This is a genomic window from Paenibacillus sp. FSL H3-0302 (assembly GCF_037982245.1).
Lineage (GTDB): Bacteria > Bacillota > Bacilli > Paenibacillales > Paenibacillaceae > Paenibacillus_AQ > Paenibacillus_AQ odorifer.
On sequence record NZ_CP150284.1, the window covers coordinates 4,373,270 to 4,393,284 of the forward strand.

Annotated in this window: 18 protein-coding genes; 3 read left to right on the forward strand and 15 right to left on the reverse strand. The window is 43.8% G+C overall.

Going from position 1 to position 20,015, the window contains the following annotated elements:
• Positions 1-29 precede the first annotated feature (29 nt).
• The 8 genes from MHH50_RS19390 to MHH50_RS19425 all read right to left on the reverse strand — a co-directional run bounded on the left by MHH50_RS19390 (position 30) and on the right by MHH50_RS19425 (position 7,895).
• Positions 30-1,424, reverse strand: a complete 1,395-nt coding sequence (locus MHH50_RS19390; protein WP_076306911.1) for a hypothetical protein — start codon at positions 1,422-1,424, stop codon at positions 30-32.
• 61 nt (positions 1,425-1,485) lie between these two features.
• Positions 1,486-2,037, reverse strand: a complete 552-nt coding sequence (locus MHH50_RS19395; RefSeq protein WP_076127224.1) for a DUF4303 domain-containing protein — start codon at positions 2,035-2,037, stop codon at positions 1,486-1,488.
• 63 nt (positions 2,038-2,100) lie between these two features.
• Entirely contained in the window at positions 2,101-2,667 is a 567-nt protein-coding gene (locus MHH50_RS19400; protein ID WP_076127226.1) for a hypothetical protein, read from the reverse strand.
• 37 nt (positions 2,668-2,704) lie between these two features.
• Positions 2,705-3,454, reverse strand: coding sequence for a hypothetical protein (locus MHH50_RS19405; RefSeq protein ID WP_076127228.1), 750 nt, complete (start codon positions 3,452-3,454; stop codon positions 2,705-2,707).
• A 180-nt stretch (positions 3,455-3,634) separates the two neighbouring features.
• On the reverse strand, positions 3,635-4,252 hold the full coding sequence (locus MHH50_RS19410) for a hypothetical protein (RefSeq protein WP_076127230.1): 618 nt from the start codon (positions 4,250-4,252) through the stop codon (positions 3,635-3,637).
• A gap of 68 nt (positions 4,253-4,320) precedes the next feature.
• Positions 4,321-4,893, reverse strand: coding sequence for a hypothetical protein (locus MHH50_RS19415; protein ID WP_076127231.1), 573 nt, complete (start codon positions 4,891-4,893; stop codon positions 4,321-4,323).
• A 410-nt stretch (positions 4,894-5,303) separates the two neighbouring features.
• Positions 5,304-7,193 (reverse strand): AraC family transcriptional regulator, encoded by a 1,890-nt coding sequence (locus tag MHH50_RS19420; protein WP_340033289.1) that lies wholly within the window; start codon positions 7,191-7,193, stop codon positions 5,304-5,306.
• A 330-nt stretch (positions 7,194-7,523) separates the two neighbouring features.
• Positions 7,524-7,895, reverse strand: coding sequence for a MerR family transcriptional regulator (locus MHH50_RS19425; RefSeq protein WP_076182898.1), 372 nt, complete (start codon positions 7,893-7,895; stop codon positions 7,524-7,526).
• 135 nt (positions 7,896-8,030) lie between these two features.
• On the opposite strand from MHH50_RS19425, the gene MHH50_RS19430 reads away from it, so the two are divergent.
• Positions 8,031-8,789, forward strand: coding sequence for an SDR family NAD(P)-dependent oxidoreductase (locus tag MHH50_RS19430; RefSeq protein WP_076306915.1), 759 nt, complete (start codon positions 8,031-8,033; stop codon positions 8,787-8,789).
• Positions 8,790-8,926: 137 nt separating this feature from the next.
• On the opposite strand, the gene hcp is transcribed toward MHH50_RS19430, so the two are convergent.
• The 7 genes from hcp to MHH50_RS19465 all read right to left on the reverse strand — a co-directional run bounded on the left by hcp (position 8,927) and on the right by MHH50_RS19465 (position 16,772).
• Entirely contained in the window at positions 8,927-10,219 is a 1,293-nt protein-coding gene (gene hcp, locus MHH50_RS19435) for a hydroxylamine reductase (protein ID WP_076127238.1), read from the reverse strand.
• 93 nt (positions 10,220-10,312) lie between these two features.
• Positions 10,313-11,734, reverse strand: a complete 1,422-nt coding sequence (locus tag MHH50_RS19440; protein ID WP_340033290.1) for an MFS transporter — start codon at positions 11,732-11,734, stop codon at positions 10,313-10,315.
• Positions 11,735-11,901: 167 nt separating this feature from the next.
• The gene (locus MHH50_RS19445; protein ID WP_076127240.1) at positions 11,902-12,459 is read right to left on the reverse strand and encodes a cysteine hydrolase family protein; all 558 of its coding nucleotides are present in this window, start codon (positions 12,457-12,459) and stop codon (positions 11,902-11,904) included.
• A 201-nt stretch (positions 12,460-12,660) separates the two neighbouring features.
• Positions 12,661-13,269, reverse strand: coding sequence for a CPBP family intramembrane glutamic endopeptidase (locus tag MHH50_RS19450; RefSeq protein WP_076190720.1), 609 nt, complete (start codon positions 13,267-13,269; stop codon positions 12,661-12,663).
• 110 nt (positions 13,270-13,379) lie between these two features.
• Positions 13,380-14,702 (reverse strand): sensor histidine kinase, encoded by a 1,323-nt coding sequence (locus MHH50_RS19455; RefSeq protein ID WP_076309690.1) that lies wholly within the window; start codon positions 14,700-14,702, stop codon positions 13,380-13,382.
• Positions 14,703-15,428, reverse strand: a complete 726-nt coding sequence (locus MHH50_RS19460) for a LytTR family DNA-binding domain-containing protein (protein WP_076190714.1) — start codon at positions 15,426-15,428, stop codon at positions 14,703-14,705. It lies immediately after the preceding gene.
• Between the two features lie 129 nt (positions 15,429-15,557).
• On the reverse strand, positions 15,558-16,772 hold the full coding sequence (locus MHH50_RS19465) for an MFS transporter (RefSeq protein ID WP_076281557.1): 1,215 nt from the start codon (positions 16,770-16,772) through the stop codon (positions 15,558-15,560).
• Positions 16,773-17,107: 335 nt separating this feature from the next.
• Here MHH50_RS19465 and MHH50_RS19470 point away from each other — a divergent pair, with 335 nt between their 5' ends.
• Together MHH50_RS19470 and MHH50_RS19475 are read left to right on the forward strand one after the other, a co-directional pair.
• A complete protein-coding gene (locus MHH50_RS19470; RefSeq protein ID WP_256717474.1) occupies positions 17,108-18,688 on the forward strand; it encodes a spore germination protein in 1,581 nt (526 codons plus the stop codon).
• A 5-nt stretch (positions 18,689-18,693) separates the two neighbouring features.
• Positions 18,694-19,863, forward strand: coding sequence for a Ger(x)C family spore germination protein (locus MHH50_RS19475; protein ID WP_179088771.1), 1,170 nt, complete (start codon positions 18,694-18,696; stop codon positions 19,861-19,863).
• Positions 19,864-20,015: the final 152 nt, after the last annotated feature.

Genomic DNA, 20,015 nt, shown 5'->3' on the forward strand with positions numbered 1-20,015 from the left:
TCATCCTTTCCTCTAATGCATATCAAGATCTAACCATTCACACCTGACTCTATCTTCTCAGTAATAAATTGTTTGAATCTTGTAAAATACCGCTCTGATGCTTCCCAGCGCCTAAGATCCAAATAGGACATGTCCTGCTTGCCATATTGATCGGGCGGCTGATAATGCCGGGAAACATAAGTTCCATTGTCCACTGTATAAAAATAATACGCTTCATCTGGAGTCCTGATTTCAATCCGACCATGTAGGAGGTCTCCGTCCTCGTCCGTATGCGTTTGACGGAAGCTGTAACATTTAGAGCCGTCCCAGAACCCGCCATTATCCTCCACTTCCGAATATAATTCCCGAATTACAGTGTGTTGCAAAATGTCTTGCACATACTGTACCTCAATGTTTCGTAAATAAAGCTCAGCCATATTAACGCAGGTCAGCAACATCGTCCAGCAATCGCTAATCTCTGCTAGTTGTTCCTGAGACTCTTCTGTAATGTCCTCCCACTCAGACCCTTCTTCTATGGTTCTCTTCAACAAACCGACAGAATGATCTTGCTCCAGCCAAATATAATAGTGATGCCGGTTATCATTCATATAAACGCTAAGATCCCGCTCATCCCCGTCAGCATCAATATGCTCCAGTTGAACTTTGAAAAAAACGTCTTGCTCCCGAAAATTAAAAGAAGGCTTGTCACTTGGCATTAAAATACACTGCGTCAACTTCAATATATTTTCTTCATTGATTGTGTTATGGGTGAAATATAAATGAACAGCTTTCTTGCTAGCGGGGGATTCCTTTATTTTTTTTAGAGCAGAACGGCCTTCTTTAATTACGTTCACCAGTGTGCCAAAGGAAAAGTCCTCCTCATCCTCTTCCATATCCAAAAAAACTTCATCAATCAACACTTCATGAATGTCTACCGGAAGCTCCTGAAATACGCCGTCCCCCTCCCACACATTTACTAAGCAGGCGATCGATTTATGTCCGTCCACTTTGAAACTGTACTCGTCATCCTGAACCAAAACCGCAGCGCTGAGATCACCTTTAACAATCGTTTCCCCATGATTGTAGGAGCCGCATAATATTTCCTCAATCATCAGGTTGCCCGAAACATAAATTTCCTGACCGCCTACAGCTATATTTTTCGCACTCATATTACCGGTCACCAAAAGCCCTATGGCACCATCCGTTTCTTTATTATAAAGATTGTCTACAGTAAAATTTCCTTCTATAAAAATGATGATTACCTCTTTTTGTTGCGGGAAAGGTTGCTCCCAATCTAGATTAAGAGAAGGCAGCGTCAAATCCCCTTCATAGTAAGCGGCAAGTTGCTCGTCACTAAAATCTTGGTAAAACTTCGCCCACCAAGATCCTTCGGGAAATTTATCTGCTAGTTGGCTAATAGGAATGAATCTGAAAAGATTGCTCATAAATTATTTTCCTCTCATTTTAAATCCGAATATAGTAGACGATTTCCGAAAGCGGAGGCTTCTACTCCGCCGCTTCCGCCAACCATACTTGCATAGCTGGAGATTCTGCCCGATTCAAACGGAGGGCGATTTCAGTATTGATCTCATCCGGAGGCATGACTTCGACAAGGACGCATACTGACTCTCGCAGTTGATTCAAGGCAAACACACCTTCATCATCGAGTATTTTCATCGCCAGCTCCATGGCCTTCAGCCTCAAATCAAACTCGCGATTCCCTTCGTCATTCTCAAGAACCGCAATGAAAGAACGCTCGGTAAATCGTTGTTTAACATTATCAAAGTTCTCATCGCCGAAACAACAATAGGGCGAATCCGCATAAGACCATTTGATAAGTTCCGCAATCGTCGATGCCGGTGTGTCACTTTCGACGCCTTGCCTGGCTGCTTCTACCTCCAAAGCTTCCCACGACCAGGCGGAGATACTTGGCGCATGTCCCTCACCAGTAGTGTAAAGGGTACAGTAATAGTAACGTTCGCCATTTTCAAAAAGAGCGCGAAAAGACGTTCTAGCAGCATCGGCGATCTCTATCGCCAGCCTCTCTATTTCTTGCATCGGCTTCCTCCTTTCCGTTAGTGGATCCGTTCAGGCAGGATGTCTTCTATTTGCTCCAGCCTTCTAGAAATGATATGGCGGTGCTTTTTCTACTACAAGGTTATCAGGATGAACATCAGTTGGCTCATAGTCATTCATACGGAGAAGGATATACTCAATCTCTTCTAATGGCATCTGCAATTTCTGGCTGACTTCATAAAGATCCATGTCTTGCGAAAGTAGGTCCCGTGCTTGATTTAACTTTCCATTTAGCCAATTGTTTTCGAGCATCCATTTTTTCACTAGGTCCAGTAGTTGATTTTGGTTTTCCTTAACTGCATGCTTATTATATTTAGCAACTGACTCTGACAAATAGTTAAAAAGGTGAATACCTAATCCCTCACGTTGCTCATGCTTGGACATCCGTTGGTACTGTTCATAACTTATGCTGATATCTAATTCGAGGGTATGATCCCTGCTATCAAACCGTCTGGATGTTTTTCGACCATAACCTTCAGGTAAAACACGCAACACAAAAAAGATATCATAGGGAAACTCCCATGTATTTGCTAATTCCTCTAAGGGCAGCAGTTCATCTCTCAATTGACCCACACACGTTCCATGTGTATCCAAAGTAAAAACTAGTTTCATGCATACCTCCCTCTCCCAGACTTACGGAGCACCCAGATCAGCTGTTATTTTCTGAAATCGCTTCGCAGCCTTTCGACAAGAGCCACTGCTCCATTACGGCAAACGCCTGCCCCATATCCTGTTCATAGAAAATGGCCACCTCTTGCTGGTAGGCATAATTCAACCGTACATAGCCTCCCAGCTGCCGGTAGAACAGGAAACAAGCATAGGCATTCTCAATAAACAAATCCGGCGGAAATTCATGTTGGCACAATCCAGCCAGTTCGGGTAGCGTAAGCTGGTCCTGCCCTTGTGGCAAACGCAAAAAGCGATGGCTGCGAGTGCCCGTCCACGGTTCATAATAGACGCTCTCCCCTTGACTGATTCCATACACCTGACGATAAATTTCGTCCAGCACCAAGGCGTACAACCCTTCGTCTTCCTGCTCCCCTGCCTGCAGGGAAATCGCCTTTACGTGCTCCGCATGCCGAGGTAGCCAAAGCAGCCCAGCTGTCTGGGGATGTATTGCCAGAAAATCTCCGTCCACCGTTGTACCTATAACGATACACTCACCGATCTGTTGCTCAGTAATGGGGCTATTCTCGTCATGCTCCCATAATCCGTACTCTGCAAAAGGTTTAAGCACCTCCGCATCCGGAAACTGAACATTCAGCCACCCTCTGTAAGTCCCTTCGCCGAATCGCCGCAAAAAACGGAGGTAGCCCGGTGGATAAACAGTGGCGTCTTCCTTTGCAAGTGCTTGGTTTTGACCATCAGACAGCGGTTTTGGCCGAGATACGATGTACATAAATACTCCTCCTGCTGCCCCCAACATGCAACTCTTCCAGATAGAGAATTCTTTAAAATATTGCAGGTTGAGCAGCTTTTTTATCCAAGATAATACTGAAATTTTAGAGAGTGCAACATATCAATCCCCAATTTTTGAATTCTCCAGCTTGGCCAATGCCTCGGTGTAATTTGCCCTGGACTATTTGCCACCCATCACAAGCCCATATTTATTGAAAATCCACGATTTGCTCAAATCGTGAATCGCACCATGGCTTATACGCACAGAAGGCTTTTGCTCCTTCATAGCATCTGCATCATGCGCCGAGAAGCGAAGCGGCTTTGTCATTTTTTTAATAGCACCCGTTATTTCATCGAAAAACGTATATGTTAACGGCTTATGATCCCGAATATCCTCATAGATATAATACTTCCCTTTTTCATCTTCCAAATCTATTTGAAAGCCTTTAGGAAATGATAGCAAGATACACGGCAGTTCATCCTCTGCCCATTGTCCGTAATATGGAAAATAGACACTCTCATTTCTCGCGAAAAATCCGGAGCTTTCATTATCAGACGTAACAGAAATGGAATAAACAAAGAAAGGGGGACCCTCATTCCTTTTTTTCTCTGCCGTAAAATAATGATAAAAGGTCTGATATGCTTCATACACCTGTTTCAGATCATGCTCTGTCTGGGCATAATTGATTAGATGAAATTGCGCTTGCTTATGTTCAAAACGCTTCAAAACGCCTTCAAACTCTTCCGGCCTGATGAAGAATCTAAGCTTATAAAATCCGCTGTTCTTTAATTTATCCATTTCTTTTCGCTCACCGCCATGTATTAAAATGTCATCTCAGATGTCCTTAGCCATTTACTCGTGTATTTTCAAAATTCATATTTCACAAATCGATTTTTGAGAGCTTCTTCGTACGGGATCCACTCCCAGTCACTCCATAAAGACATGCTTACGATTTCTGACAGCTTATCTACGGCTTGTCCCGGACTCGTAATGCCAATGAAGCCGTCAAAATTCTCATTACGGATATCCAACGCTTTTCGCAAGTAATCATCATTGAGACGCTCTTCCCGGAGTTGTTCATATTCATCCCTCGTCCACTGCTCACAAAAGATCTTTTCGGCTTGAATGTCTCCATTCTCGAACAACGACAACTCGAATATCTCCTCATTCATATATCCGGCGGTCATCACTGGCTCCCCGGTAAGCTGGGACAACGTTTTACCGGCCTTCTTCACCGTACCCCATACAAAATAATCGTGGAGCACGCTGATCCAGTTTTCGTTGCTTTTGCTTACATACATGACAACTTTGCTCTCTGGAGCTTCATGATTTTTCTTGCCTAATACTTTGGCATGCGCTTCGCTTAGCTCTCTTAATGCTTCGACAGTCTTCTCAAGGTTATTCGACTTGATATGCAAATTTGCAAATGATCTTCCCACGAAATGGCCTCCTCTAATCGCTTTTTTAATCAGCCGGATTCTTATTTATATCCTATTGATCGGTTCTGTGAATGTCTCATATTTCCATTATAGTGATCGCTTGTCCTGAGTCTACCTACTTTTCACCTGGATTTTAGAAATAACCTTTGCACAAAAAGAATTATAAACTTGACCGTTCAGCACAATCTCTAGTCCCTTCCCCACTCCGCTCTTAAAAAAAGGAGGGTATCCCTCTGCCATTTTATGACGTTTAGGACACCCTCTGTCGAGCTATTCCGCACCCCCACAACACTCTTCATCTTTCCAAAACAAAATTTTTTCGTCGTCACTTATGGTAAGGATCAGCGCGCTGGCTGTAACGGCAAGTTCTGATTTTATATTACCGTTCGATCAATCCTTACTCTAGGCAGTTACCGACTCGCTGCCTCGATGATCCAGTCGGTCAAATCGTTGATTTGTCTTTTCACGGCGATTGGGTCGCGGTACCAGGATTGGTTCTCCGTCCATAAAAATACCCGATTGTTGCGAATCGGCTCTAGCGACCCCCAGATTGGATCAGCCTGCAGCGATTCCAAGCTGGCTTCCGTCGTCAGAATCAAATAATCACCCATGTACTCCGAAAGTTTCTCCAGCGAAAATTCATAGTAGGATTCCTTCAGCATAAATTCTGGAACCGTCGTCGGCGGCTTCAGCCCCATTATTTCATACATCAGCCGGCCGCCTCGTCCCGATTTCGGACCAAAAAGGCTCACGTTTCCATCGTACTCTTGCATAATCGAAAGCGTCTCTCCTTTGGGAACGGCTTGTTGGACTTTCTCCCGAATGTCTGCAATTTCCTTCTCGAATTGTTCGTTCCATTTCTCCGCTTCCTCACGTCTATCCAGCAACTCGCCAAAATACAGCATTTCTTCCTGAATGGATACAAACTGATTGTAAGGAACCGATACCGTAGGTGCGATCATCTGATATTTCTCGACTACCTCAGGCTGTGGATTATGCGTTATGATTAAATCCGGATTGAGTTCCAGCAGCTTCTCTAACGAGTCGCCTACATCCGTCACGACGTCCAGCATTCCCTCGAGATAAGGACTCGACATCAAGAACGATTCGGCTGCGATCGGCTGGACTTCCAGAGCAAGTACGGTGCCGAGATAAGAAATTGCCGCTACGCGCTGAGGGTGTGCAGGAACTTCGACATCGCCGAAAGCGGTCTTGACTACCTTGATCTCAGAAGATGCCAAAACCTCTGACTCTTGAGTGATCATGGTTGGAGAAGCGCTGACGGCAACCTGGCTGTTCGTTGCACCTCCGTTGTTCACCGACCCGCCACAAGCTGTTAACATCACGGTCAAACATAACAGCATCACTGCATAAAAACTTCGGGTTGCTCTAGTCATTTTATTCGCCCCATCCTGTTGAAATTGATAATCAATATCACTCACATAAAAAGGATAGCTTAATGACCGGCTTAGAACAACGGACGATTGTGACCTATTCCTTGCATAATCTGAAACGAACTGGCCGTATCGTTTACGATATTGACCTGGCGTCATGCCGGCATGCTTTTTGAACATGCGGCTGAAATAAATGAGGTCCGGATAACCGACATGTGATGCTATTTCCTGTTGTGTTGCTATCGTACCGGCCAGCAGAGCCTTCGCATCTTCCATTCGGAAACGAATGACGTAGTCCAGCGGACTGAGCCCTGTCTGTTCTTTAAATTTTCGCGATATATATTGTTGGCTGTAATTCAATTGCCGAGCAAGCTCCTCAAACGAGATCGGCTGGCGATAATTCCTGGACAAATGTCGAATAACTTGCTCCGATAAAGATGGCTCGCCGGCTCCGAACAGACGCTCCCTCAGGACAGCGTGAACGAAGCGGATAAAGTCTCCCTTGGCCGACAGCCGGGTCAATCCGTCGTCAGATTTAAGCCAACCGTCGCGTATCGTTTGAAGCAGCTCAAGCATGGCCAGCGGTTCGCCAGGCGGGAACCCCCAGCTTTCCAGAAACGGGTCGGATTCCTCCATCATCATATGAAATTCGCGCGAGGCCGAAGCGGGGAGAAACGCTTTGTAGAGTACGATATATACATTCAGCGCTTCTCGGCTCCGAACCGTCACCAGAGAGCCTTTGCCGGCGTGCAGTACATGGAAACGATCGCACAGCCATACCTCATCGTCAACCCACAACTCGCCTTGTCCTTGAAAAGCGAATAAAAATGCGCTTGCCGGCAAACGGTATTGATTCAAATCGTTGTCGATTCCGGCCTGCTTTAGCCGTACGTCCAGTACACTCATAATCACCTGGTTCCATATTTGTATAAGTTTCAGAACATCCATAACTGATTCGCAAACTCCCTTTAAATTCTCAAGAGATAATCATTCTCAATTGAATCATGTTTCTAAACACAATAACGAATACGTCTAGCGCTGTCAATAAGGTGTTGCCGAATGAGACGAGGATGCGAATAGCGAGGCATACGGCTATTTTGCCGGAGCCTAGCCCAAAAGCAAAAGACGCTGATCCGCAAACATACGTGCGGAACTAGCGTCTATCAATGAATCGTGAGGGCCCTTTTTTTGATCTCACAATTATCTTAATCATTGGCATACTTTAATGTCGCCTGCTTAGTAAATGCCTGTCTCTTTCGCAAGGGAATTTTTGTAGGCTGCAATTTTGTCTTTCAACATCTTCTCTGTGGCTGTTAAGTTTCTGATTTGGCTCTGTATAGAGTTACTATGATTCTCAAGAAGGTTCAAGCGGGCTTGGGCCGTATGCTCTCCTTCTAAATATAACTGCGCATATTCTCTAATTTGTGAGATCGGCATTTGGGTTTGTTTCAACCTCATCACAAATCGCAGCCAAGCAAGATTGGAGTCATCATATATTCTTTCTCCATTCGCATTCCGCATCGGAGCAATAATCTTTTCCTTTTCATAATATCTCAGTGTATATGCGGTAATCCCTAGTAATTTGGCTACATCGCTGATCGTATACATACAAGCCCCCGAATCTATGTTGATTTTAAGAGTCCCCATAATTATAAAAAATATTTGACTTAGAGTAAACTCTAAGCTTTATGATTACATCGTTGTTGAAACACTAAATATTCTTGTAAAAACGGAGGAATTCACATGAAATATACTGTAATTACAGGCGCCAGTTCAGGTATAGGTTATGAAACCGCTCTAGCCTTTGCGGCTCGCGGTAAAAACTTAATTGTTACAGCCCGCAGAAGGGAGCAACTGGAGGAGCTAAAATCTGAAATCAATCATAACTCCCCCGATGTAGATGTCGTTATTCGAGTAACTGACTTATCCGTTTCTAGTAATGCTTATAAGCTTTATGAGGATCTACAAGGGTTCGAAATCGAAACTTGGATCAACAATGCGGGGTTTGGAAATTTCGCTTCAGTGGCCAAGCAAGATTTAGATAAAATTTCTGCAATGCTGCATCTGAACATTGAATCGTTGACGATCCTTTCCTCTCTATTCGTTCGTGATTATTCCAATGTTGAAGGAACACAATTAATCAACGTTTCATCCGGTGGCGGCTATACGATTGTGGGAAATGCCATTACGTACTGTGCGACTAAGTTCTATGTGAGTGCCTTTACTGAAGGACTCTCTCATGAGTTGAAGAGTCAAGGTGCACTTATGCAGGCTAAAGTGCTAGCACCTGCCGCAACAGAAACAGAATTCGCGAAGCTTTCTTTCGATATCCCCGAATTCGAATATCATGGGACTGTGCCGAAATATCATACCGCGAAGGAAATGGCTGGATTCATGCTTGACCTGTATGATAACGATCATGTTGTGGGGATTGTTAATGGTTTGACGTACGAGTTCGAGTTGAGAGATACCCTCTATAATTATGTGGCGAGCACGCGATAAGCTCATCTTGTAATGGCAAGTTAAGAAGCATTACCATCCATTACGGATCGCTATGCTTCGACAATGATGTATCACCTAAATCCCCTATCAAAAAAAGGCTGCCAATCCCTTATGGGCGGCAACCTTTGATTTTTACTCTACGACAACGCCAACATCGCGTTCATATCTTCTTCAGCAGTAGTAATTAGCTTCAATCCAAAAAGCTCTACCAGAACATCCAGTACACCTGGTGAAATGAACTCGGGTGGCTTTGGTCCGATGCGAATGTCCTGAATGCCGAGACTGAACAAGCCTAGCAGAATGGCTACTGCTTTTTGCTCAAACCAAGACAGCACGATGCTGACAGGCAGCTCGTTCACCGTACACTCAAATGCCTCAGCCAGAGCCATGGCAATCTTCACTGTAGAACCGGAATTATTACATTGCCCAAGGTCAATGTAACGCGGAATACCGGTGTCTCCAACGGTGCCATAATCTACGTCATTGAAACGGAACTTTCCGCAAGAAGTCGTTAAAATGACAGTATCGTTCGGTAAGGAAGTCGCCAACTCACGGTAGTAATTCCCGCCAGTACCTGGCGCATCACAGCCAGCAATGACGAAAAACCGGCGGATATGCCCGTCTTTGACAGCTTGAATGATCTCTGGTGCTAACCCGATTACAGTTTCATGATGATATCCGGTCGTAAGTACCAGATCTGACTCTACATCAGCCGCAGGTAGGGACAACGCACGATTAATTAATGGGGAGAAATCGTCGCCCGTTATTTTCTCTACACCTTCCAGCCCCGCTACTTCATATGAGAAAAAGCGGTCTGCATACGTGCCTTTAATCGGCATTACACAGTTTGTGGTAGCAAGAATTGCACCGGGAAACTTCTCGAACAATCTACGCTGATCATACCATGCTTTGCCGATGTTGCCTTTCAGATGTTTATACTTTTTGAGTGCAGGATATCCATGCGCAGGCAGCATTTCTGAGTGGGTATAAATGTTGATGCCTTTCCCCTCTGTCTGCCGCAGTAATTCCTCCAGCGCATATAAATTATGTCCTGTTACAACAATACATTGACCTTCAATTTTGTTCTGACTGACTGTGATCGGTTGCGGAATGCCAAAGCGGTCCGTATGCGCACGATCCAGTACATCCATGATGCGAACCGCCGCATCCCCGACCTTCATCGCCATCTCCAAATGTTCCTGTGTATTAAAGTTGGAATTGGTCAACGTCATATACAAAGCTTCGTGGGTGATACGATCCACCTCGGGATCGCTATATCCTAGCTGCCGGGCATGTGTCGCATACGCTGCAATTCCTTTTAATGCAAAAATCATCGTATCCTGCAAACTCGCAATGGTTTCATTTTTGCCACATACCCCTACAACGGTGCATCCGCCATTCGGTGTCTGTTCACATTGGTAACAAAACATATCGTTATCCTCCATATCTAGATAATCATTCGTTACTTCCAACGTAACAGAACACCAAAGCTTGAGTTGTGATTACACACACATTTTTTTAGATCAAGCAGATTTAAATGTCCTTCTATTTATAACAACCATTAATACAATAACGCTTAAACAAATGAAAATATTAATCTCAAAAACCAATTTGAACGCCTGCAACTGACTCCCTTGTCCTGTCTCTCCACTCATCACACCAAGTCCAAGTGCTGAGCCAAAGACCATACCCGCATTTCTTGTTAAAGCAATTAATCCGCCAATCGAACCCACGTGTTCCCGAGGTGTCTGCTGCATAATGAAGCTATTATTAGGAGAGGCAATGAGCCCCATACCAAGGCCAATAAGAGATAGAATCGCCGCGATTCCATAAATCGGTATATGATCTAAATACACCAGTAACAAGATAAACCCGCTTCCCATGCAGCTCAGTCCCATAAGCATCAGACGATGAGAGCCATAACGGTCGGAGCAGTAGCCTGCGAGAGGACCTGCAAACGCCAAGGCAATGGGATAAGCCGCCATAATATATCCTGTCGTAGATGACGAGAACGGAGCCGACGCCCCCATCAAATAAAATGGAATGAGGACAAGCAATGTATTAGATAAAATAAAAGAGGCACAGCTAACGATCAAGCCTCCCGCTACAGTTGGAATTTTCAATGCTTGTAAGGGTAGAAAAGGATTCTTTTGCTTCCGCTCCCAGAATAGAAAAGTAATCAACAACAAGGAAACCCCCACCAAACTTGTCATTGTCCGCACGGACACCCAGCCCCATTTGCTCCCATTTGTTATTACGAGAAGGACCAAGGTGATGAATACCATAAACAAGCTGGCCCCCACGAAGCTGATAGCACCCGGCTTGCGCTTTTGCACACGGTTCGGGATGTACCGATATGCCATAATTGTAGCCACAATCGCCACAGGAACATGGATTAAAAATAACCATTTCCAGCTCAGCCACTCTGCAATCAAACCTCCCGCTATAGGTCCCGTCATCCCGCCCAGCGCGACAGCTGTACTTAAAATTCCGAGTGCACGACCTCTTTGCTCTTTCGGCATATGAATGGTGATGAGTGCAATATTAGTTGCTTGGAACATCGCAGCTCCTACTCCCTGTACAACTCTGAGCGTTAGCAATATTGGCAGATTAGGTGAAAAAGCGACCAGGATAGAACCCACAGTAAAAATCACAAATCCAAGATTGTGAATCCGGCGAAAACCATAACGGTCTCCCAGTTTCCCCATAATAGGAAGAAGAGCCGTAATCACTAGCAGATAACCTGTTGTGATCCATAATCCCTTCCCAAGCTCTGTCTGAAAATAATTCACAATAAAAGGAAGCGACACATTCACAATTCCAGCTGTAAAATGGGAAATAAACGCCCCCATACAAATAGCCGCCATCATTCCCAGCCGCTGCCCGTGTGTGCTTTTAAACTCTATATCTTTTGCTGCCATCATGTTGATCCCGTCCCTACTCATATTGTTTAAGAATTACTAACAATTATAAGTAGATCCCTTGCAAGAACAATCCCATAAAGATGGGATGGGAATGGTTTAGGCGAATATGTCTATCAGTATAGGTGACGAAAATCAGAGGTAATGCAAAACAGCAAAAAGCGGCACATTTAAGTGCCGCCACTGAATTATTATCTATAAGAGTCATGCGTTGGGCGAAACAAATCTTCTTCGGAACTTCTGACCATAGAAAAATGTTCGACATTGTAGTGCCCATGTAATGTTTTATTGTGATGCTTGATGATTTGTTCTGCACTTAAAACATCATTGTCCGTTGTAGAATGACCATCTCCGACCAATGTAACATCCATGCCGCTAACCGTAGCCGTCCGAACCGCAGTATCGATGCAGTGTTGAGTTTTACATCCCATAATCACCACATGCTCAATCTGCTGATCTTTCAGATATTGTAGCAGCTCAGTTCCGTGAAAAGAATTCGTTGCCAGCTTATCAAAGATTTTGGCATTTGCAGACCTGTTGATTTCATTGTGAACTTGAAAGCCTGTACCTGTTCCTTCAGCGACATCTAGATCCCTAACGAACACAACTTCGACATCGGCTTCTTTTGCTTGTTCAATCACTTTATTAATATTCCGGATAAGCTGCTCTTTATTGAATACTGCACTTTCCTTTTCGTTTCCATCCATTAATTCTTGTTGTGCATCGATGATTAATAATACCTGATTCAAATGATTTTCCCCTTTCGAATGGTGGGGAAACGTCAACACGCTTGATCAGTTAAACGTTATCCCCATATCATTTTGCAAGCTGACATTGTTTTTCATAATATCTACCTCCCAATAAAAATGGTATATAAACTTTAATCTTATAATTTAAGACTTTTTTAGTTTACCATATTTTTAAAATGTACTCTCTAAAAACTTTGATTGCTACATCCATTGATACATCATAAAAATGGTGGAAATCAGATTAGTCAGCCCGTGCAGAACCCAACCTGGAATGATCGAACCGCCGGATAATTTCTCATCTAACATTCCGATGCTCCAACCCACAAAACCTGTAAGAATCATTACAACAGCAGAATTCAATAATCCGGAACTGCTGTATAACAGCACAGCATGTACGACACCAAATAATAAAGCTTGAGCACAGTTTCCAATTCCGAATCCGAATTTCGAACTTAACCGTTTACCAATGAAGCCGCGGAACAGAATCTCTTCGGACAAGCTAGTCTGTAACCAAGAATAAATCAATGCCGGAATCAAACCTTTAAGACCTGTACCATAAAACTGTGAGCTGGCCAAAGTATTCTTATCCAGCATATAGATTGCTGTAAGCATTCCCAGGCTGGTGAATATAGTCATGGTAAGTATAAACCATAGTATGAACTGCTTCCTAGAAAGCAATTGGGGTTTCTTCCAGCCAATCCACATGGCAAAGGATGAAGTTGTTCTGCTTGTAAAAAACCAGTATGTATAGGGAATGATGCTGAATAAGATGAGCTGAAGGACTGCACTGATGAGCAATGACAATGTCAATGGAATACCCTCCCTTTAATAAGAACAGCCTCAATATATCATGGACCGCTGCTTACCAGCGGGAAGAGACCGTAACTTGCAGGTTAGGTGGAGTAGTTGGTTGCGGATTGCTACTCAGGCAGTGGTAATACCGCCAACATCATGAACTGCCCATTCTCATATCTGAAACTGACGCTTCCTTGAAGCTGTTGAACCGCATACTCAATGCTTTCGATTCCGAACCCTCTACGCCCAAAGTTCCGCTTGCTGGACAAAAAAGAGCCCTGCCCGTCCTCTGTAAGCAGAGATGCAGGATTCTTTAAAGAAATCACCAATAACCCGTCGCAATAAATCACTTCCAGCCCAATAACATTCTGCTCTGACTCTGGTAATCTCTGAACCCCTTCGATTGCATTATCTAATGCATTGCCTAAAATAATTGCAATTTCAACCTCTTTGCCTGCAAGTGACAGGTCCTGCGGGATGCGAAAATGAGATTTCATTGTAACTTGATGTAGCTCGGCTTTGGCGAACTTCTCATTATAGATGGCATCAATAGCTATATTTCCAGAAGAAATATACTTTTCTCCTGCCTCCTGTGTCGAAGCAAGCTCCGCAATATATCGCTTGGCTTCTTGTACAGCTCCTTCATCCAGCAGAGAATGAATAAGGATCAACACATGGTTCAGATCATGCCGCAAACGCTGTGCTTCCTGATTATCTTTCAGTTTACTCGTGTAATCCTTCACTTGCTGCTGTAGCACATGATTATGCAATTCTATTTGCATCCGTTTCATTAACTTTTGATATATAAACATTACAGCCACATTAACTACAAGAATCCCAAGCAGGATGAATACAAAATCAAACGGAATATTAAAAGGTTTATCACTGGAATTTCTCAGATTCACAATAATAATAAGCAAAGAACCCGCAGAAACAAGATTCAGCACAGCCCAATCCTGATTCGACAGTAACGTTGTGGTATCCACTTTGAACAACCGCAGCAATAGCAGACATAACATGATGCTTAGCAAAACAACAAATAGGAAAGCAAAAGATAACCACCAGAAATTAACTGTATCTATTCCCTCGGCATTGAGTGGGATATGCTGAATCCCATACCATACCAGCATCTCAATAACCACCGTAAACACTGTATAGAAACTGCTAAAGAACAGCTTTTGTAGCACACTGCCGCGGAAATAAAAAATAGTAATCAGACTATACACAAGCAGGTGAAGGATGACCGAATCAACTAGAGGTAAGCTAGCAGCGGTAAGCGATTTAATTATATAAAAGATAATAAGACAACCTATAAATGACTGTTTGCTCCTGCTCAGGATCAGGAATTTCTTGAGAAAAATATAAAATGTGACCCCTTGCGGGACATATATAAGGACGAGCATAAATACACCAAAAAAATAAGGACTAATCTCCCGGATGAAAGACATTTATCTTAAGAGCCTCTTTTCTATAAAGGCATGGTAGGACCGTAAAGAATCAGAGCTTCTACTGCGGCTGACGGGAAGCTCCACCCCGTTCTTCAGCTGAATAAGTTCTTTGCTTAAAGAACGAACATACAGCCAATTTACTAGGAATCCCGTATGTACGCGACAAAAATCATGTGATCCCAGCTGTCCTTCCAACTCTCTCAGTTTGCCATAATACGAGTAAGTCCCTTGTTCAGTACAAAGGACCAATTTTTTGCCTCGTTCTACCGTGATATACATAATATCATCTACCCTTAAATTATAGCTCATATGATGGATTGAGAATGACAGCACGTTGTTTCTTTGCATGCATTGCTGAATGGCTTTGACTGTGGCGGTCTGCAGTTCATGTTCATCAATGGGTTTCAGTAAATAGCGAAAGGGATGAACCGCAAAGCTTCTTCTCATATAACTTGTATGGCTGGTGACATAGATAATTAATACCCTGGCATCTTTGAGCCGGATCTTCTCTGCGACTTCTATACCGTTATACTCGGGCATCTCCATATCCAGATAAACTATATCGTATGCGGTAGTCGTCATTGCCTGAAGCAGGGTTTGGCCTGATTCAAAAATCTCAATAGAGGCAGTCATCCCTTGCAGGCTAGTTATCTGCTTCATGAGTAATTCTTCCAATCGCGAGGCATCTTGCCTCTGATCGTCACAGATTGCAATGTGAAGATTCATATTATGTATCCCTCCAAGTGAACGTAATTCTATCATATTATAATTTGAAAAAATATGAAGAACCGCCAAAAAGCCGATCCTCTCGGACCGGCCTATAAACTCTTTTTTACAGGGAAGTTTCTACCCTAGTCAATTCATCGGAATCGCGGACGCCAGCCGCCGAAACTGGATGAAAATAAACAGAGCGGTCAGCATCACCACAATTCCTGAACCGAGGAACCATAGCTGCACACCGTATCGATCCACCACAGGTCCTGCCAACAGCAGCCCTATTGGCGAAGACAACATCATAATGCTGGTCACGAGTGAAATGACACGCCCAAGCATCTCGGGTTCAAAAGAACGTTGGATCATCGCCATGAAGGGACCATTGAAGAAGGGTGCCGCACTGCCCATCAAGAACGAGAGAATGGCAAAAATCACAAATGCATTCGGACCAATCAAACCACTGATCACACAGGTAAGACCGATGACTAGCAGACCTACGCTCATATAGCTAATGTCGCTCCATTTAGATGAGAACATCGACAATAGCAGACCACCTAAAATCATCCCGATGCTGAACACCGCTTCCACCAGGCTGGCACTGTATCCTCCACGGCCAAAATGAGACAATGTCATATAAGGAAACAGTGTCGCCAATGGCATAAATGCGATACTAAACACCGCAGTAGCCCCCGTAATCAACACAATGGGTTTCGCTTGAATGAGTGCGTTCCAACCCAAACGGAATTCTTGAACGAAAGACGGCGCAACTGTAGCCTGCACTTTAGGCTGATGGATCTTCACCATGAACAGCATCAGATTCGCAATCAAAGCCCCGGCCACATCGAGTAGTAATACTGCCCCGAGCGAAGTTGCCGAGTAAACCGCTATCCCAAGTGCAGGACCCATTACATTCGAGAAAGAGAACACCATCTGCTGCCAGCCCGCGACTCTTGTCAATTCTTCTTCAGGCGCAATCAACGGAACAGCCGCCTGAAAAGCCGGAGCATGAAAGGCTGATGCCGCCGAACGCAGGCTCAGAATGACATACACAAAGCCAAGTCCCGGTTCCCCCCACATGAAATAAATACCTAATATCAGACTGAAGAGCGCAATTGCGCTATCAGCAATAATCATCGTTATTTTACGATTCCAACGGTCCAGCCAGACCCCTACAAAAGGACCCAAGACCGCTTGCGGCAAAAACGCTGCCAACCCAGCAATCATCAAAACTGCCGCTGACCCTGTCGATTCCGTTAAGTGCCAGATCACCGCGAATTGAACCATCGAACTCGTAAGAATCGAGAAAATCTGTCCGCTAAAAATAAGGGCGAAGGCTTTTTTCCATTGTATTCGCATAAGGTCATCTCCTTTGATTAAAAACTTAAATAAACTCATTCCATGAGCATAGGCACACTGAAACAGGCACATCACAAATAAACTCATTTCCTTATCTCAAAAAAAGAATGAGTCCACTTGTCTTGCACCACTGATTACCATAAACGAATGGAATGAGTCACAAGGAGCACCTCCTGAAAAAAATTATGTTCATTATAACATCGCATCTCTTCCCTGAGCCAGTTCCAATTGTTCTTTTTGCGAAAAATTTGATCTATCTCCACCTTCCGAATAAATTCCTAAATAAGGGAGAAGATAAAAATCACTTAACATCTCATTTATTTAAGGAGAATTGCATGCGGAAATTTTTTAACGCCAAGACACCTCCGTCTAATCCTAAGGTGCACCCTCAATTCGAAGCCGAAAATGAGCTTTCAATGAAGGATCTTTTTTCCCATGCTATCTCTGCGTCTCTCGAAGACAACTTACAGATTATTAATAATTGTTTTGCGAATTGTTCGGACCTAAAGGTTATTCCATGGCATTATGGCCCGGATCTTAAGTATGAAGCCTCATCCGTCTATTTCAATACACTTACTAAGTCTGACCCTACAAATTATTTTAAAGATGTCTTGCAGAATTTAGTTCCGCATGAGCTGGGTCCCACCTTGGACGTGACCGTTGAAGATGTCATCTCCTATTTTGAAAAAAATGGTGTTTCATCACCGCTGCTTGAATTAATGGACAATATCGGTCAAGCCATTAAGGGGATTCTTGATGGGAAAGTTGTCCTTTTCTTTACAGGTTGGCAAAAAGCCGTTGCCTATTATGCCTTCGATGTAGAACAGCGCCAAACCTCTGAGCCCATTTCAGAGCCTACTGTTCAAGGTCCCCACGTCAGCTTTATAGAAAGCTTGGAGCGTAATGTAGGTGTTATTCGTAGTTTGCTGAAATCTACTAATCTTAAGTTCGAGTTCTTTACCTCTGGTAAGCAGGTTCAAAGAACGTTGTCCTATGGTTATCTGGATGGAGTAGTCAAACCAGAAACATTAAATCAATTCAAACAACGGATAGCAAGTATTGATCAGGAAGAAATTCTTGACGTTTCCTATCTCGAAGAGTGGATCGGTGATTCGCTCTACTCACCATTTCCACAAGTCCGCTACACAGAACGACCGGATACAGCTATAACAGCACTGCTAGACGGAAAGATTATTGCTATGGTTAACGGAAGTCCTTCCATTCTGATCTGTCCCGGGAATTTCATGGAGTTTTTTACGAATAGCGAAGATTATTACTACCGGACCATTTTTTCATCATTGATAAGAATGATTAGGGTCGCTGCCTTCATCATCGCCCTGCTGTTACCCAGTACCTATATTGCCTTATCCAACTTCCATTCCGAACTAATTCCCACGGTTCTGCTGCTTGCCATTCTAAACACACGCGAAGGAATCCCCTTTCCGGCTATGGTTGAAGCTTTGATCATGGAGTTTTTCTTTGAGCTATTGAGAGAGGCGGGCATACGCTTACCCAGACCGATTGGATCGGCCGTCAGTATCGTTGGGGCTTTGGTCATTGGACAAGCTGCTATTCAATCGCAGATTGCCTCTCCGGTCATGGTCATTGTCGTCGCTTTGACGGGCATTGCCTCATTTGCGCTACCTCAATACAATATGGCAATTGCGCTGCGGATTTTACGGTTTCCCTTAATGATTCTCGCGGCAACATTCGGAGGACTTGGCATCATGGTCGGTTTTATTCTAATTTATCTCCATCTGGCTACCTTGCGCTCTTTAGGAGAACCGTATTTAGACTCGTTAGCTCCGTTAGATCTTAAAAGAGTACGTGATTCTATTTTTCTACTTCCGAGAAGACTGCTGCTTCATTCACCACGGAATCGACACCTATATAAAAAGACTTCGGGAAGGAAGTAGATATAGTGAAGCGGCTTACTACCATACTAATTTCCCTTCTTGTACTCACTCTAACTAGCGGATGCTGGGATAATAAAGAATTGGACGAGTATGGGTATGTGCAGGCGGTCGCCATTGACCAAAGCGAAGACAATCGGATTGTAATCACGACACATTTCTATAATCCTTCCACCAAAATAGAAATGGGACAAGCAGGGGATCCAGCGTCCAAGGGAATTAATATCGTTACGAGTGGAGAAACCTTTTTTGAAGCAATAAGGGAGATCCCGGCAAAATTTGGTCGAAAAGCCAAATGGGATCATATGCGTGTCATATTAATCGGGGAGCAACTAGCCAGAACCACGAACATCCGGGAGGTACTTGATTTTTTCTCCAGGGATCAAGAACCGCGTGGTACCGTTCTTCCTCTCATCGCTGAGCAATCTGCGGCACCATTTTTAGATATCAACCCGTTTATCGAGCAGACCATTGGTCAACAGTATAAGAGAATGGAGACGAGCGGTGCTCTATATGCCGCAAAAACTTCCAAGATTCCTCTCTATGAGCTGGCTATACAAATGTGTAGCCCCTCCAATACTTCCATCATCCCTTACCTGCATAAGACCAGTTTGGATCATAAACCATTGATATCTGGGCTGGCTGTAATTCATGACGGTAAAATGATTGACATTCTAAAGGAGAAGGATACCGAAGCATTCATGATGCTGACGGATAGATATATCTATGGAGTACTAGAATTTCCTTGCCCGGATGAGACCGAAGTACCGCTTCGGAAAAAAGAAACGCTTGAAGTGCTTACCTTCAACAGTACGCTTACTCCAATCGTAAAAAATGGTTCTGTGTCCGTCGGTGTAAAAATTGCTATTGAAGGAATGATCGGAGAATTACGTTGCTCACATTTAAAAAACAATAAGGACATGAAGCTTTTTGAGCAGCGTATCATAACTCAGGTTGAACAACAGGTTGAGCACGCAACCAAGTTTTTGAAAACAAAAAAGATCGACGCACTCGGAATTGGCAATCAGATTTACCGGAAAAATCCGCAGCTGTGGAAACAACTAGAGCCTCAATGGAAGGATACATTCGCCCAGACTCAGTTCGATATCAACGTTGATGTCAAAGTGTTAAGCACTGGAATGAACTCAGGCACAATATTTGGAACAAAGGAGAAGTAGCTATGGTGGGAAAAATAATCTGCGTTCTCTTATTAGCTTCCGCTATGCTAGCCCATGACATCCCAAGGTTTAGACAAGCCTCCATCCGCGATCGAGTAGTTTATGGAGTATTATTACTACCCGTACTTTATCTCGGATTTATCTTTATTGCA

Coding starts and splice junctions, on each gene's coding strand:
- MHH50_RS19455 (WP_076309690.1), bottom strand. CDS start 14,702: ATGTCTTTCATCCGGGAGATTAGTCCTTATTTTTTTGGTGTATTTATG.
- MHH50_RS19395 (WP_076127224.1), bottom strand. CDS start 2,037: ATGCAAGAAATAGAGAGGCTGGCGATAGAGATCGCCGATGCTGCTAGA.
- MHH50_RS19420 (WP_340033289.1), bottom strand. CDS start 7,193: ATGAGTGTACTGGACGTACGGCTAAAGCAGGCCGGAATCGACAACGAT.
- MHH50_RS19400 (WP_076127226.1), bottom strand. CDS start 2,667: ATGAAACTAGTTTTTACTTTGGATACACATGGAACGTGTGTGGGTCAA.
- MHH50_RS19390 (WP_076306911.1), bottom strand. CDS start 1,424: ATGAGCAATCTTTTCAGATTCATTCCTATTAGCCAACTAGCAGATAAA.
- MHH50_RS19470 (WP_256717474.1), top strand. CDS start 17,108: ATGCGGAAATTTTTTAACGCCAAGACACCTCCGTCTAATCCTAAGGTG.
- MHH50_RS19410 (WP_076127230.1), bottom strand. CDS start 4,252: ATGGATAAATTAAAGAACAGCGGATTTTATAAGCTTAGATTCTTCATC.
- hcp (WP_076127238.1), bottom strand. CDS start 10,219: ATGTTTTGTTACCAATGTGAACAGACACCGAATGGCGGATGCACCGTT.
- MHH50_RS19465 (WP_076281557.1), bottom strand. CDS start 16,772: ATGCGAATACAATGGAAAAAAGCCTTCGCCCTTATTTTTAGCGGACAG.
- MHH50_RS19430 (WP_076306915.1), top strand. CDS start 8,031: ATGAAATATACTGTAATTACAGGCGCCAGTTCAGGTATAGGTTATGAA.
- MHH50_RS19405 (WP_076127228.1), bottom strand. CDS start 3,454: ATGTACATCGTATCTCGGCCAAAACCGCTGTCTGATGGTCAAAACCAA.
- MHH50_RS19460 (WP_076190714.1), bottom strand. CDS start 15,428: ATGAATCTTCACATTGCAATCTGTGACGATCAGAGGCAAGATGCCTCG.
- MHH50_RS19425 (WP_076182898.1), bottom strand. CDS start 7,895: ATGTATACGATCAGCGATGTAGCCAAATTACTAGGGATTACCGCATAT.
- MHH50_RS19440 (WP_340033290.1), bottom strand. CDS start 11,734: ATGAGTAGGGACGGGATCAACATGATGGCAGCAAAAGATATAGAGTTT.